This window comes from Burkholderia aenigmatica (genome assembly GCF_048627025.1).
In the GTDB taxonomy this organism is placed as follows: domain Bacteria; phylum Pseudomonadota; class Gammaproteobacteria; order Burkholderiales; family Burkholderiaceae; genus Burkholderia; species Burkholderia aenigmatica.
This window is the reverse complement of record NZ_CP184468.1, coordinates 3,332,261-3,346,800: the sequence shown is the minus strand read 5'-3', so window position 1 is coordinate 3,346,800 and position 14,540 is coordinate 3,332,261. Positions and strand designations below refer to the sequence as shown.

15 protein-coding genes are annotated in these 14,540 nt (G+C 69.6%); 9 read left to right on the top strand and 6 right to left on the bottom strand.

The genetic code is table 11. From position 1 onward, the window contains the following. Positions 1 to 357: 357 nt before the first annotated feature. The gene (locus ACN8ZM_RS15670) at positions 358 to 1,236 is read left to right on the top strand and encodes a diiron oxygenase (RefSeq protein ID WP_043187123.1); all 879 of its coding nucleotides are present in this window, start codon (positions 358 to 360) and stop codon (positions 1,234 to 1,236) included. A 161-nt stretch (positions 1,237 to 1,397) separates the two neighbouring features. Continuing rightward, complete coding sequence (rfaE2, locus tag ACN8ZM_RS15665; RefSeq protein ID WP_043187125.1) at positions 1,398 to 1,883, top strand: D-glycero-beta-D-manno-heptose 1-phosphate adenylyltransferase; 486 nt, start codon at positions 1,398 to 1,400, stop codon at positions 1,881 to 1,883. A 16-nt stretch (positions 1,884 to 1,899) separates the two neighbouring features. Here rfaE2 and ACN8ZM_RS15660 read toward each other — a convergent pair whose 3' ends face one another. The 6 genes from ACN8ZM_RS15660 to ACN8ZM_RS15635 form a co-directional block, all read right to left on the bottom strand. After that, positions 1,900 to 2,142 (bottom strand): hypothetical protein, encoded by a 243-nt coding sequence (locus ACN8ZM_RS15660; protein WP_420210263.1) that lies wholly within the window; start codon positions 2,140 to 2,142, stop codon positions 1,900 to 1,902. Between the two features lie 196 nt (positions 2,143 to 2,338). Then, a complete protein-coding gene (locus tag ACN8ZM_RS15655) occupies positions 2,339 to 3,139 on the bottom strand; it encodes a type III pantothenate kinase (RefSeq protein WP_089451347.1) in 801 nt (266 codons plus the stop codon). Continuing rightward, entirely contained in the window at positions 3,136 to 4,056 is a 921-nt protein-coding gene (locus tag ACN8ZM_RS15650) for a biotin--[acetyl-CoA-carboxylase] ligase (RefSeq protein ID WP_043187128.1), read from the bottom strand. Before ACN8ZM_RS15650 ends, ACN8ZM_RS15655 begins: the two co-directional genes overlap by 4 nt. A 110-nt stretch (positions 4,057 to 4,166) precedes the next feature. Then, the gene (locus tag ACN8ZM_RS15645; RefSeq protein WP_301770943.1) at positions 4,167 to 4,712 is read right to left on the bottom strand and encodes a hypothetical protein; all 546 of its coding nucleotides are present in this window, start codon (positions 4,710 to 4,712) and stop codon (positions 4,167 to 4,169) included. Positions 4,713 to 4,934: 222 nt separating this feature from the next. After that, on the bottom strand, positions 4,935 to 5,780 hold the full coding sequence (locus ACN8ZM_RS15640; RefSeq protein WP_420210262.1) for a tetratricopeptide repeat protein: 846 nt from the start codon (positions 5,778 to 5,780) through the stop codon (positions 4,935 to 4,937). 8 nt (positions 5,781 to 5,788) lie between these two features. Continuing rightward, positions 5,789 to 7,858, bottom strand: a complete 2,070-nt coding sequence (locus ACN8ZM_RS15635) for a bifunctional 2',3'-cyclic-nucleotide 2'-phosphodiesterase/3'-nucleotidase (protein WP_420210261.1) — start codon at positions 7,856 to 7,858, stop codon at positions 5,789 to 5,791. A 293-nt stretch (positions 7,859 to 8,151) separates the two neighbouring features. Between ACN8ZM_RS15635 and ACN8ZM_RS15630 the strand changes: the two genes are divergently transcribed. The 7 genes from ACN8ZM_RS15630 to ACN8ZM_RS15600 all read left to right on the top strand — a co-directional run bounded on the left by ACN8ZM_RS15630 (position 8,152) and on the right by ACN8ZM_RS15600 (position 14,088). Beyond that, positions 8,152 to 9,276, top strand: coding sequence for an MlaE family ABC transporter permease (locus ACN8ZM_RS15630; RefSeq protein WP_089451340.1), 1,125 nt, complete (start codon positions 8,152 to 8,154; stop codon positions 9,274 to 9,276). Beyond that, positions 9,273 to 10,187, top strand: a complete 915-nt coding sequence (locus ACN8ZM_RS15625) for an ABC transporter ATP-binding protein (protein WP_089451339.1) — start codon at positions 9,273 to 9,275, stop codon at positions 10,185 to 10,187. Before ACN8ZM_RS15630 ends, ACN8ZM_RS15625 begins: the two co-directional genes overlap by 4 nt. An 18-nt stretch (positions 10,188 to 10,205) precedes the next feature. Beyond that, the gene (locus tag ACN8ZM_RS15620; RefSeq protein ID WP_043187140.1) at positions 10,206 to 11,135 is read left to right on the top strand and encodes an MlaD family protein; all 930 of its coding nucleotides are present in this window, start codon (positions 10,206 to 10,208) and stop codon (positions 11,133 to 11,135) included. Between the two features lie 23 nt (positions 11,136 to 11,158). After that, entirely contained in the window at positions 11,159 to 11,797 is a 639-nt protein-coding gene (locus ACN8ZM_RS15615; RefSeq protein ID WP_407649945.1) for an ABC-type transport auxiliary lipoprotein family protein, read from the top strand. Between the two features lie 19 nt (positions 11,798 to 11,816). Beyond that, on the top strand, positions 11,817 to 12,968 hold the full coding sequence (locus tag ACN8ZM_RS15610) for a VanZ family protein (RefSeq protein ID WP_043187144.1): 1,152 nt from the start codon (positions 11,817 to 11,819) through the stop codon (positions 12,966 to 12,968). Between the two features lie 144 nt (positions 12,969 to 13,112). Next, the gene (locus ACN8ZM_RS15605) at positions 13,113 to 13,430 is read left to right on the top strand and encodes a (2Fe-2S) ferredoxin domain-containing protein (protein WP_420210260.1); all 318 of its coding nucleotides are present in this window, start codon (positions 13,113 to 13,115) and stop codon (positions 13,428 to 13,430) included. A gap of 13 nt (positions 13,431 to 13,443) precedes the next feature. After that, positions 13,444 to 14,088, top strand: a complete 645-nt coding sequence (locus ACN8ZM_RS15600; RefSeq protein WP_043187147.1) for an alpha/beta hydrolase — start codon at positions 13,444 to 13,446, stop codon at positions 14,086 to 14,088. The last annotated feature ends 452 nt before the right edge of the window (positions 14,089 to 14,540 follow it).

The following is a 14,540-nucleotide window of genomic DNA, read 5'->3' as shown; positions in this document are numbered from 1 at the left end:
CGTGATATCATGGCCGCCGCCGTATACACCATATCGAGCAGCCCGCCGATCCGGCATCCGCACGGGACCTTTCGGGGAACCCGCCTGGGGCAGGGGACGGGCGCGCCAACGAGCCGGCCAGCGCCGGCCCCCACTCAGGCAAGCGTGCAGCCGGTTCCGTTCGTGCGGAGCGTGGCTGCGGCATGCCGCAACGGCGGCGACGCGGCCGCCCGGCTGCCGGACGAGCAATCGGCGTCCGGCCGGTCGGTTTCACGCGTAAAATCACAGTCTTGGCCGCAAAAAGCGCGCTTGGCGCGCCTTTGCGGCAACAGTCACGTTTAGAGAAGTCGCATTGCGCAGAACAGGGGTGGGACCATCATGAACACGATGCTTTATCCGGAACTTTACCGATCGCTCGAAGCCGTCCGCTGGGACATGGAGAAGGACATTCCGTGGGACAAGTTCGACGCTTCGCTGCTCACCGACGAGCAGGCGAAGACGATCAAGATGAACGCGATCACCGAATGGTCGGCGCTGCCCGCGACGGAGATGTTCCTGCGCGACAACCAGCACGACAGCGACTTTTCCGCGTTCATGAGCGTGTGGTTCTTCGAGGAACAGAAGCATTCGCTCGTGCTGATGGAATACCTGCGCCGCTTCCGGCCGGAGATGGTGCCGACCGAAGAGGAGCTGCACGCGGTGCGCTTCGAATTCGATCCGGCGCCGCCGCTCGAGACGCTGATGCTGCACTTCTGCGGCGAGATCCGCCTGAACCACTGGTACCGCTGCGCGGCCGACTGGCACACCGAGCCGGTCATCAAGCAGATCTACGAAACGATCTCGCGCGATGAAGCGCGCCACGGCGGCGCTTACCTGCGCTACATGAAGAAGGCGCTGAACAACTGCGGCGACGTCGCACGTGCCGCATTCGCGAAGATCGGCGTGCTGATGGCGTCGGCGCGCCGCACCGAGAAGCCGCTGCACCCGACCAACCTGCACGTGAACCAGGCGCTGTTCCCGCGCGACACCGTGCAGTCGCGCCTGCCCGATCCGGAATGGCTCGAACGCTGGCTCGACGAGCAGATCCGTTTCGACGGCGAATGGGAAAAGAAGGTCATCGAGCGGATCCTGCACAACCTGTCGATCCTGTTCGAGCGCACGTTCGCGACCGCGCAGGAGCTGAACCGCTACCGCAAGGAAGTCACCGGCCGCCTGCAGGCCGAAAGCGGCCCGTCGTCGGCCGCGCAACCGGCCTGAGGCCGGCTGGCGCGCCGGGGCTGGCCTGATTCACGCCGGCCGCGCGCGCCGCTTCGCCGCTGCCCCATGAAGCCCGCTCGGCACGTCCGGCGGGCTTTTTCGTTTCCGGCGCCACGGCGCCTCGTCGCCGTACGCACTGCTCATTCGATCCGACCTTCATCATGTCCGCCACTTTCGAACGCAAGCTGATCACCCGCGACGCCCTCGTCGCCCTGCGCGCCACGCTGCCGTCGCCCGTCGTGTTCACCAACGGCGTGTTCGACATCCTGCATCGCGGCCACGTCACCTATCTCGCCGACGCGAAAGCGCTCGGCGCATGCCTGATCGTCGGCGTGAACAGCGACGCGTCGGTACGCATGCTCGGCAAGGGCGACGACCGGCCGATCAATCGCGAGGACGACCGCGCGGCGCTGCTCGCGGCGCTGGAAAGCGTCGACTGGGTCGTGAAATTCGAGGAAAAGACGCCCGTGTCGCTGATCGAGGCCGTCCGTCCGGACATTCTCGTGAAGGGCGGCGACTACGACATGGATGCGTTGCCGGAATCGGCGCTGGTGCGCGGCTGGGGCGGCCGGGCGCTGGCGATTCCGTTCGAGCACGACCGCTCGACCACCGCGTTGCTGAAGAAGGTGCGCGCGCAGCAGTCCTGAGCGCGGCCCGGCGCCGTCAGGGCGCGGATGCCGCGAGCGGTTCGGCCGTGACGGCCGGCGGCGCGATCGGGCCGCCGATGACGGGCTGGTCCGTGGCCTGCGCGAGCGGCGTCACGCGCAGCGCATCGGGCCGCACCTGCCGCGTCAGCACACCGGGTTCGCGCGGGCCGGCCGCCGGCAGCGGCCCGAACACGCCGCGTGCCACCACGAACGCGAGCATGTTGGCGAGAAAGAGAACAGCGATCAGCCAGCGCAGCATCGTCGACACTCCTCGTCGTCATTGACGTGGTTCACGTCATTGAATCGGGCCGGCCGCATGGCCGGCTTTCTCATTCCTTCCGTTGACCGTGCGCGCGTGCTGCCGTCGTGGCGCCGCCCGACTTTCACCGTCATCGTGACGCAGGCCCGCCCGGGCTTGCGTTACCGTGCGCCGGCGCGATGCCGGCGCCGTTCCGTCACTCCTGCGCCGCCGTTGCGGTTGCTGCTTCCGCGGCAATCAGCGCGAGCCCGGACAGGATCAGTGCATCGTGCCGCGTATGCGGAACCGTCAGCGCACGCGCGACGTCGTCCGCCGCGCCGCCGGCCAGCACGAGCCGCACGGGCGCTTTCCATGCATCCACGAGATCGCGCCACGCGCGTTCGATCAGTCCGGCCTGCGCGTACAGGCAGCCGGCCGACAGCGAGCGCGGCGTATCGACCTGGAACGGCTCGGCCTGCGCACCCGCGAGCAACCCGCTCGCGATGTCGGTGGTCAGCGTCGGCAACTGCGCGGTATGCGTGCCGAGCGCGCGCATCATCAGCGCCCAGCCCGGTGCAATCAGCCCGCCCGTGAAGCGGCCGTCCGCGCGCAGCGCCTCGAGCGTCGTCGCGGTGCCGAACGTCGCGATCAGCAGGTGCTCGCCCGGAAACGCCGCGTGCGCGCCGATCAGGCCGGCCCAGCGGTCGCTGCCGAGCTGGTCGGGCGTCGTATAGCCGTTCGTCACGCCGCATTGCGTCTGGCGCGAGCGTATCGTCGTGCGCGGCAGGCCCGGCCAGCGCGCGTCGAGCAGCGCGTCGAGCCGGGCCGCCACGTCGGCGCCCGCGACGTTCGAGATCCACGCGCCGCGCGGACGCGGCAGGTTCGACCAGTCGGGATCGGCGCCGCCGTCGCGCGCATGGCCGAATGCGCCCGTCTCGACGAGCGTGCGCTGCGCATCGGCGAGCGCCCACTTGATCCGGCTGTTGCCGGCGTCGATCAGCAGGTGCGGCTCGCTCATTGCGCTTCGCGCAGCGACACGTCGCCGGCGGCGATCGCCTGCATGCCGTCCGGCGTGTCGAGCAGCAGCTGGCCGGTCGCGTCGATGCCCGTCGCGATACCGCGCACGCGTTCGACGCCTTGTTCGAGCAGGACGACTTCGCGCCCCGCGTACGCGTGCAGCGCGTGCCAGCGCGGCAGGAACGGCGCGAGCCCTTCGGCGCCGAACTGCGCGAGTGCAGGCGTGAGCGCGTTCAGCGACGCGGCGAGCGTATCGGTGAGGTTGGCCGATGCACACGCGATCGACAGCGCAGCGGGCGGTAGCCCGCTCGCGAGCGTCGCTTCGCGCGCGCGCAGCGCGTCGACCTGCGCGGCGACGGCTTCCGCGCCGCGCACGTTGATGCCGAAGCCGATCACGACGGCGGTGGCGTCGGCGCTGGTCCACGCGGTTTCGATCAGGATCCCGGCGAGCTTGCCGACGATGCGCGGCGTGCCGTCGTCGGTGGCGGTCAGCAGCAGGTCGTTCGGCCATTTGAGCGCGACGCGCGTATGGGCGTCGAGCGGCAGCGCGGCCAGCCCTTCGGCGAGCGCAACGCCGATCGCGATGCTGAGGCCGCCGAGTGCTTCGACGGGGCGCGGCACGATGCAGCCGACCGAGCACAGCAGCGCGTTACCGGGCTGCGCGAACCACGGGCGGCCCTGCCGGCCGCGGCCGGCCGTCTGCTCGAACGCGACGCGCACGAGCGGCGCGGGCAGCGCGTTCGCGGTGCGCGGCAGCGCCTTGAGCCGGGTGGCGACGTCGGCGTTGGTCGAGCCGGTTGCGGCGACGATGTCGAGCGGCCACGCACGCGGCGCGGCGTCCAGGTGCGCCTCGAGCCGGTTGCGCGCGATGTGCGCGTCGCCGGAATCGGGCGTGTCGGAGGAGGTGGGGGCGTTCATGGCGCCTATTGTAGCGACAGGGGGCGCTGGCGCGCGTCGGGCGACGCGCGCGACTGGCAGGGCGGCGCGCCGGCCGCCTGCACGCGAGCGGCGCCGCAGCGCCGCTCGATTCAATGCTTTTCCATCCGCTCCAGCGCCTTGATGTCCTCCTCGGACGTCATTTCGCAGGCCAGCAGCGTCTTGCCCTTCAGCGCCGGGCCCTGGCGGGCCGACACGAGAATCAGCGCACCGCCCGGGCCGCGGACCGTCAGCCGGCGCGAATAGCCGACGGACGACGCGCCCAGCAGGTGGCCCTTCTCGAGGGTGAGCTGGTAGCGTTTCGCGAGCTGGTCGGCAACCTCGCCGTCCACGAGCACACCGATGCCGGTACTGACGAACACGACCTGCTGCGTCGTGAAGCCGTCGCGGTGGATCGGCTCCGGCAGGCGATAGACCGCGGCACCCAGCATCGACTCGTCCGGTTTCGGATCGGCTGCCTTGGCGGTGTTGTAGATCGAGTCCATCAGGTCCGACGTGAACGGCGGCTTGCAAAGCGCGGCATTGAAGATGTCGGGCTGGGCGGGCGGCGCGGCGCGTGCGGTGAGCGGTGCGCCGGCAATGACAAGGGCGACGGCGCCGACGGCAGCGGCACCAAGCCTGGAAAGGCGATGGGACATGGATGCAGTTCTCTCAGGTTTTATTGTGAGGCTGCATGTTAATGCATTGCCGCGAGCCGAACGATCGACGTGGCGCAGCCGGATGGCGGCAAGGCAACAGGCGCGTGCGCCCGCGCCCCGCGATCGATTCCGTTGCCGGGTGATCAATGCGCGGGGCGTCGGGGCACGCGTGTCATGCAGCCGGTGTGATGCCGGTTCGTGCGCGTGCGCGCGGACGAACCGTTACGGCGCGACGACCGGGTGCTTCAGCGCGTGCGCGGTCTCGATCCACTGCGCGTGGAATTCGTCCGCGTCGGGCTTGAGCCCGAGCTCGCCGTTGCGATAGGCCATCGCGAGCGTCTGCACGGCTTCCGGCAGCTCGTGCTCGGCGGCGCGGCGATACAGCGCCAGCGCACGTGCCTCGTCGCGCGGCACGCCGCTGCCTTCGCGGTACGCGTTTGCGAGCATGAAGTCCGCGGCCGGGATGTCCGCGCGCGACGCGATCTCGAACCAGTGCGCGGCCTGCACCGGATCGGCAGCGATGCCGTAGCCGCTGCGATGGATCAGCCCGAGGTAATACGCGGCGGCCGGGTCGCCCTGCGCGGCCGCTTCGCCGAGCAGCGTACGAGCGCGTGCGTAGTCCTTCGGCATGTCGCTGCTGCCGAGCAGCAATGCCTTGCCGAGCGCGAGCTGCGCCCGTCGGGCAGCCGGCGCGTCGGCCTTGCTGTCTGCCGTCGCGGCCGTTTCCAGCCAGCCGCGCCCCTCGTCGCGCAGCCCCGGTTCGCGCGCGTCGACGAGCGCGATGCCGAGCGCCGCCTGCGCGTCGCCCGAGCCGCGCCGCGCCAGCGTGCGCAACTGCGCGAGCGCGTGCGGCTCGGTGGCCTGCGTGACCATCGCCTGCCACTCGTCGAGCTGCGCGGCGCTCGGCGCGGGGCCGGCCCCGCGCAGGCCGGTCGTCGCGACGACGGCCGCGACGGTCACGGCCGCCGCCGCGAGCAGCGCGGACGGCGGGAGTTTCGCGCGCAGCAGGCGCCGCGCGGCAGCGGCGAGGCCGGTTTCGGCCGGCCGCATCGTCCGGATCGGTTGCATCGCGGGTCTCATTGAGTGAGGTCGATTTCGTAGGTGGCGAGGTTCTTGCCCGAGCCGTCGTCGGCCACGACCTGCGTGATGCCGGTCAGGCCGGCTGCCGCCGCGTCGCCGAGGCGGTTCGGCGCGGACGCGAACTGCACGTGCGCGACCGAGCTCGCGAGCTTCGTGAAGCGCCAGCTGCGCTGCGCGCCGTCGGCCGCGCGCGTGATCTTGCCGCGCTGCTTCACGAACGCGATCAGCACGTCACGGTTCGCATCGGGCGACGCGAAGATCGTCTTGCTGCCGTCGAGGCCCGGGAAGTTGCCGCCGCCGCTCGCGCGATAGTTGTTGGTCGCGACGATGAACTGCGCGTTCGGGTCGATCGGCGCGCCCTTGTATGTCAGGTTCTTGATCCGGCTGCCGACCGCCTGCGTGACGTCGATTTCATAAGCGAGATCGGCCGACGTGAACATGTCGAAGTTGTAGCCGGGGAAGGTGCTGACGAGCGGCTGCACGGTCGCCTTGGTCGGGTCGATGCGGTTGAAGCGCTTCGCGGCGGTTTCGAGCCAGTTCTTCACGTCGGCGCCGCTCACCTTCACCGCGTACACGGTGTTCGGATACAGGTACAGGTCGGCCGCGTTGTTGATCGCGAGCGCGCCCGGCGCGACGTCGGTGTAGTCGGTGCCGCCGCCGAAGCCGCTCTTGAACGGTGCGCTGACCGACAGCACCGGCAGCGACGCGTATTGCGGCAGGTTCGCCTGCACGTAGGTCTTCACGTAGTCGGCCTGCGCCTCGTTGACGATCTGGATCGCGCCCGGATCGCCGACATCGGCGAAGTACGAGTTCATCCGGTAGTCGGTCGAGCCGATCGGCGTCTTCACGTAGTCGATCGTCGCCTGGTGCTCGGCGGCGATCGCGGCGGACACGGTCGGATCGGCCGCGACGTAGCTCTTGTCGGCATTCTGGATCGGCCGCGCCTCGACGGTCGTCAGCGACTTGTCGACGCCCCACGCCTTGCCGTCGAACTTCAGGCCGAGCTTGATCACGCCGAGGTGCTTGCCCCAGTAGTTGGCCATCACGGTCGGCACGCCGTTGACGGTGCCCTTGACCTTGTCGACGCCCGGCAGGTTGAACTGCGACACGGTGCTGTTCGCGTCCGGGAACACCTGGTGCGAGTGGCCGATCAGCATCGCGTCGATGCCCGGCACCTTCGACAGCCACCAGCTGCCGTTCTCCATCGTCGGCGAATACGCGGAATTGTCGAGGCCGCCGTGCGAGATCGCGACGATCAGATCGGCGCCCTTCGCGCGCATCTCGGGGATGTACTTCTCCGCGGCTTCCTTCAGGCCGGTCGTGTAGACCTTGCCGTCGAGCCAGCGCTTGTCCCAGTTCATGATCGCGGGCGGCGTGAAGCCGATGATGCCGATCTTCACGGGCGCGCTGACCGTCTTGCCGTCCGGCGTCGTCGCGGTCACGGTGCGGGTCAGGATCGTGTACGGCGTGAACAGCGGCGCGTTGGTCTTTGCGCTGATCACGTTCGCGAGCACCTGCGGGAAGTTCGGGCCCGCGCACTTCTTCTGCTGGGCCGGTGCCGGCAGGCCGTCGACCTCGAACGTGTTGCCGGTCACCTGCGACAGGTACGGCAGCCCGTAGTTGAATTCGTGGTTGCCGATCCCGCCGCCGTCGAATTTCGCGGCGTTCATCACCTTGTAGATCGCGAGCGTCTGGTCGCAGCCGATCGGCTTCACGAGCGCCTGGTAGTCCGACAGCGCGGTGCCCTGGATCGTGTCGCCGTTGTCGAGCAGCAGCGTGTTCGGATACTGCGCGCGCGCCTGCGTGATCAGCGTCGACACGCGCTCGAAGCCGAGCGAGTTGTCGGCGGCGAGCTTGAAATAGTCATACGACAGCACGTTGGTGTGCAGGTCGGTCGTCTCCAGCAGCGCGAGCGTGGCCGTCGTGCCGACGGGCGCCTGGGCCGCCGGCGGCGTCACCGGCGGCGAGGTGACGTCGTCGCCGCCGCAGGCGGCGAGGATGAAGGCGAGACTGGCGAGCGCGGCGATGGCCGGCACGCGACGGCGGGAAAGCAGGGGGAGACGCATCGGTTGTCCTGTTCGGTGTTCTGTTTTATGAAATGCGAGTACGCAACGAATGGCGGCGCGGGGCGCCGACGGCCTGATGTGCGGCGCGTGAGAGTATCGAAAGGAAACGTGACGGAAGAATGAAAGGTGGTGAAGCCGGCAACTGGCAGGGGGCGGCGGCTGCCATGCACACCTGGGGCGGGCGCTCTCGGCCAGGCGTCTCCAACTAGGCGCCCCCCACGGAAATCCTCACGTCGCGTCGTCGGGCGGTTCGCTACAATGGCCGCTGTCACCTTTTTGCAAACAACCTGCCCTTGGACTTCGAGACTCCTCCCGGCCTGTCGGTCGACGCCGGCAGCCAGGGCCAGACGGTGCGCCTGTACGGCCAGTGGACCGCGCTCGCGCTTGCACGCAATCGCGGCGCGGTGGCGCGCCGTATCGCGAGCATCGCGTCGGGGCGCGTGAGCGAATGGGATCTGTCCGGCATCGAGCGGCTCGACCACGTCGGCGGCCAGGCGCTGTGGCGCGTGTGGGGTCGCAAGCTGCCGGCCGGTGTCGCGTTGAGCGTCACGCAGCGCACGATCTTCGAGCGCATCGAGCGGCTCGACACCGAGCGCGAGGCGCCCGAGCGCGTGGTGCGCTACGATCCTGTCACGCGGCTCGGCCAGGCGATCTTCGGGTTCGGCGAACACCTGCAGGGCGGCATCGCGATGTTCGGCCTCGTGATCCTCGACGCGCTGTCGGTGCTGCGCCGTCCGAAGACGATGCCGTGGAAGGAAACCTCGGCGAACATCTACAGCGCCGGCGCGCAGGCGCTGCCGATCACCGCGCTCGTCGCGTTCCTGATCGGCATCGTGCTCAGCTACCTGTCCGCGCAGCAGCTGCAGATGTTCGGCGCGAACCGCTACATCGTGAACATCCTCGGGCTATCGGTGATCCGCGAGCTCGGCCCGGTGCTGTCGGCGATTCTCGTCGCAGGCCGCTCGGGCTCGGCGATCACCGCGCAGATCGGCGTGATGCGCGTGACCGAGGAGCTCGACGCGATGCGCGTGATGGGCATCCCGCACGGGCTGCGGCTGATCCTGCCGCGCGTGCTCGCGCTCGGCATTGCCATGCCGCTGCTCGTGATGTGGACCAACATCATCGCGCTGACGGGCGGCGCGCTCGCCGCGAAGCTCGTGCTCGGGATCGACGTCAACTATTTCGTGCGCTCGCTGCCGGGCGTCGTGCCGATCGCGAACCTGTACATCGGCGTCGGCAAGGGCATCGTGTTCGGCATGCTGATCGCGCTGGTCGCGTGCCATTTCGGCTTCCGGATCAAGGCGAACTCGCAGAGCCTCGGCGAAGGCACGACCACGTCGGTCGTATCGTCGATCACGGTCGTGATCCTCGCCGACGCGGTGTTCGCGATCCTGTTCCAGAACGTGGGGCTCGGATGAACGCATCGAACGAAACGACCGCGCACGCCGCGGCAGTCGGTGCCGGGTCGGTCGGCACCGGGTCAACCGCGGCGGCCGATACCGACGATCTCGTGATCGAGGTGCGCAACCTGACCAAGCGCTACGGGCGCAACATCATTCACCAGAAGCTCGACTTCGACGTGAAGCGCGGCGAGATCGTGTCGATCGTCGGCGGCTCGGGTTCCGGCAAGACCACGCTCGTGCGGCAGATCCTCGGCCTCGAGCGGCCGACGTCGGGCACGATCAAGGTGTTCGGCGAAGATACCGCGACGATCGACGACGCGAGCGCGCGGATGATGCGCACGCGCTCCGGGATGCTGTTCCAGCAGGGCGCGCTGTTCTCGTCGATGACGGTGTTCGACAACGTCGCGCAGCCGCTGCGCGAGCTCGGCCGCGTGCCGCCGGATCTGCTGCACGACATCGTGATGCTGAAGCTCGAGATGGTCGGGCTGCCGTGCAAGCACGCGTCGAAGATGCCGGCCGCGCTGTCGGGCGGGATGGTCAAGCGGGTCGGCATCGCGCGCGCGATCGCGCTCGAGCCCGAGCTGCTGTTCCTCGACGAGCCGACGGCCGGCCTCGATCCGCAGGCGTCGGACGAATTCGTCGAGCTGATCGCGACGCTGCACCGCACGCTCGGGCTGACCGTCGTGATGGTGACGCACGATCTCGACACGATGGTCGCGCTGTCGACGCGCGTCGCGGTGCTGGCCGACCGCAAGGTGCTGGTCGCGGCGCCGGTCGAGGAGGCCGCGAACGTCGACCATCCGTTCATCCACGAATATTTCCTGGGGCTGCGCGGGCGCCGCGCATTGCAGGCGCTGCCGCCCGAGCGGCGCGCGAAGCTGCCGAAGGCGGCCCTCGAACCGGCGCTGTCGAGCGTCGAGCTGTAGGCACGAAGGACTCCGCGAATGGAAAACAAATCACATGCGTTCTGGGCCGGCCTGTTCACGATCGCGCTGACGCTCGCGATCGCGGGCACCGTATTCTGGTTCAACGTCGACCGCACCGTGCGCGTGCCGTACGACCTGCTCGCGCGTACCAACGTGACCGGGCTGTTCCCGGACGCGGCCGTGCGCTTTCGCGGCCTCGACGTCGGCAAGGTGCAGTCGATCGGCTTCGATCGCGCGCACCCGGGCCAGATCCGGATCCGGATCCTCGTCGACCACGACGCGCCGATCACGCAGTCGACCTACGGCAGCCTCGGCTTCCAGGGTGTGACGGGCATCGCGTTCGTGCAGCTCGAGGACACGGGCCGCGACCTGGCGCCGCTGCCGTCGTCGACCAAGGCGATCGCGCAGATCCCCATGCGGCCGAGCCTGTTCGACCAGATTCAGGAGCGCGGCGACGTGCTGCTGCGACAGCTCGAACTCGCCGCGAAGAGCGCGAATGCGCTGATGTCGCCCGAGATGCGCGAGCAGTTGCGCGCGACCGCCGAAAGCCTGCAGCACGCGGCCGATGGCGCTACCACGCTGACGAAGCAGCTCGGCCCGGCGGTGACCGCGCTGCCGGAAACGATGCACGAGGTGAACCGTGCGATGGCGTCGGCGAACACGCTGATGCAGCCGAACGGGCCGCTCGTGTCGAACCTGAACAAGGCCGGCACGGCCGCCGAGCAGGTGGGTGTCGCGCTGAACGATCTCAACGCGCGCGTGCAGTACGACACGCTGCCGCGTTTCAACGCGCTGGCCGGCAGCGTCGGCGACGCGTCGCGGCAATTGAAGGACGTGGCCGGTGAACTTGGCCGCAACCCGCGCAGTCTGTTGTTCGGTTCGCCCGGCGCGGCGCCGGGGCCCGGCGAGCCGGGCTTCACCTGGCCGGGTGCGACGGCCGGGCAGTGACACCCATCGAAACCGGAAACATCATGCAGGAACACGCCATGCCACGAATCCTTGACCGCGCGCTGCGTCCCGCCGCGGCCGCGCTTGCCGTGCTGACACTGTCGCTCGCGGCCGGCTGCGCCGGCAACAGCGCGGCGCTGTCGAATGTCCGCTACGACCTCGGGCCGGCCACGTCGGTCGTGACCGCCGGCCCCGGCCCCGCGCTGAAGGTGCTCGACGTCGCCGCGCCCGACGCGCTCGACTCCGACAAATTCGCGTATCGCCTGGCATACGTGGACGCGCAGCACGTGGCCGTCTATCGCGACAGCCGCTGGACCGCGCCGCCCGCACAACTGCTCACGCAGCGGCTGCGCGGCGCGCTGTCGTCGCGCGGCACGGTGCTCGAAGGATCCGACGGCGTGCGTGCGCCGACGCTCAAGGTCGACCTGAACGAATTCGAACAGGTGTTCGACGGCCAGTCGCAGAGCCATGGCGCCGTCACCGCGCGCGCGACGCTGACGCTGGACGGCAAGGTGCTCGGCCAGCGCACGTTCGTCGCGCGTGCGCCGTCGAGCACGCCGGACGCAGCGGGCGGTGCCCGTGCGCTCGCGACGGCGAGCAACGAGCTCGTGTCGCAGATCGCCGCGTGGGTCGGCATGCAGGCGTACGCGGGTACGCCGTGACGCGTGCCGCGCAGCCGCGATGAGCGCGACCGGTACCCCTCGCGCATCGCCGCTCGCGCGGCAGGCCTTTGCCGCTTATGCGGCACTCATCGTCTACGCATCGCTGTATCCGTTCGAAGGCTGGGCGTCGCTCGGCATCGGGCCGTTCGACTATCTGTTCGCGCCGATGCAGCGCTACGTGACCGCATTCGACGTGGTCACGAACGTGCTCGGCTATATGCCATTCGGGGCGCTTGCCGTGCTCGCGCTGCATCCGCGCTGGCGCGGCGTGGCCGCGACATTGATCGCGGCCGGGCTCGGCGTGCTGCTGTCGGGCTCGATGGAAGCGCTGCAAACCTACCTGCCGACGCGCGTCGCGTCGAATCTCGATCTCGCGGCCAACGCGCTCGGCGCGCTGCTGGGCGCGGCGCTCGTCGCGCCGGCCACCGGTGCGCTGCTCGATCGCGGCGCACTGCGCCGGCTGCGCTTCGCATGGTTCGAGGACGACGGTGCGACGCCGCTGTTGCTCGCCGGGCTATGGCCGTTCGCGATCCTGTTCCCGTCGCCGTTCCTGTTCGGCATCGGCGACTGGCCGGCCGCACTGTGGGAGCGTGCCGACGCGTCGATGCAGGACGCGCTGCTCGCGTGGCTGCCGGCCGCGTGGCGCGTGGGCGAATGGCCCGAGCGCGTCGACGGCTGGCTGTCCGACTCCGCGTGGGAGGCCGCGCTCGGCGGGTTGATGCTGTTCGCCGCGCTGACGATCGCGTCGCTCGCGATGCGGCCGCGCGCGCCGCGCATCCGGCTCCTGATCGCGCTCGTCGCCGCGACGCTCGTGCTGAAGGCGGCCGCGACCTTCATGCAGTCGGCCACCGGCCTCGTCGTCGTATGGGCGACGCCCGGCGCGCGGCTCGGGATCGAACTCGGGTTCGCGGCCGCGCTCGTCGCGCTGCACGTGCCGGCGACCTGGCGCGCGACGCTCGCGGCGCTCGCGCTGCTGGCCGGCGTGGCGCTCGTGAACCTGCTGCCCGTCAATCCGTTCTTCGACTTCACGCTGTCGGGCTGGCGGCAGGGCCGCTACGTGCACTTCAACAGCCTCGCGCGCTGGCTCGCGTGGATCTGGCCCTACGCGGCGCTGATCTGGCTCGGCCAGCGCGTCGAGCATGCGTGGCTGCCGGCTGCGTTGCGCCGTTGAAGCAGTGGCTGCGGCGGCGCGGCAGTGGTATCGCGGGCAGCTGCCTGCGCCGCTCGCTATAATCGTCCGCATCCTCCGCTGCGCCGCGCAGCGGCAACCGCTTCTCTTTCCGCACGGCCTCGCGCCGGGCCGCTCGTCACCATCATGGATTCCTACTACCAGCACCACGTCTTCTTCTGCCTGAACCAGCGCGAACCGGGCGCCGAACGCCCGAGCTGCGCGCAATGTGACGCGCAGACCATGCAGGAATATGCGAAAAAGCGCGTGAAGGAGCTCGGCCTCGCGGGGCCCGGCAAGGTTCGCATCAACAAGGCCGGCTGCCTCGACCGCTGCGAGGAAGGGCCCGTGATGGTCGTGTATCCGGAAGGCACGTGGTACACGTACGTCGACAAGGCCGACATCGACGAGATCGTCGAATCGCACCTGCGCGACGGCAAGGTCGTCGACCGCCTGAAGATCTGAGCGGGCCGGCCGAATGAACGTTCATACGCAGAAGTCGCTGATCGCGGGCCCGGTCGGGCAGATCGAAATCGCGGTCGACCTGCCCGACGCCGTGCGCGAAGGCACGGCCGCGCCACGCGGCATCGCGCTCGTCGCACATCCGCATCCGCTGTTCGGCGGCACGATGGACAACAAGGTCGCGCAAACACTCGCGCGCACGCTCGTGCAGCTGAACTACGTCGTGTTCCGGTCGAACTTCCGCGGCGTCGGCGCGACCGAAGGCGTGCACGACAACGGCACCGGCGAGGCCGACGACCTGCTCGCGGTGCTCGCGCACATGCGCGCGCAGCCCGCGTATGCGGACCTGCCGCTCGTGCTCGCGGGCTTCTCGTTCGGCACCTTCGTGCTGTCGCACGTCGCAAAGCGGCTGCGCGACGCGGGCGAGACGATCGAACGGATGGTGTTCGTCGGCACGGCCGCGAGCCGCTGGCAGGTGGCCGACGTGCCCGAGAACACGCTCGTGGTCCACGGCGAGACCGACGACACGGTGCCGATCGCGTCGGTGTACGACTGGGCGCGGCCGCAGGAACTGCCGGTCGTCGTGATCCCTGGCGCCGAGCACTTCCTGCATCGCAAGCTGCACGTGCTGAAGCGCATCATCGTCGACGCCTGGCGCTAGCCGGCGCGCGGGTGGCGGCGTGATGCCGGCTGCCTGCGTCGCGTCGCATACGCGACATCCGGCATGCGCCGGATGCGCGCTCCCGCCGCACGACATCGCGCCGCTGCTTGCGGCGCAACCCGACTTCCATCCCGCCTGCGCATGCCTTTCGCACAGCTTCGCGTGCGATGACGTGCAGCTTGCCGGCACCCTGCGCCCGATGCGGATGTGCAACTGTGCGGCGCCCGGTTCGCGAAAACGCCCTGCGCGGCCACGTATAATGGCCGCAATCCGCGTTGCCCGCGGCCCGGCTGGGCCCATGCGGCGCTCGTTTCGCCGCCTGTCCGCCCGCTCGCGACGGCAGCGAACCGAACGCGTCCGCACGAGTCCAACCGGCGCGTTTCGCGTCGCCCGACGATTTCGGGCGAGTGCCCGAAACGCCCGCCGCCTTGCCGTTCAACCCTGCGCGTTTC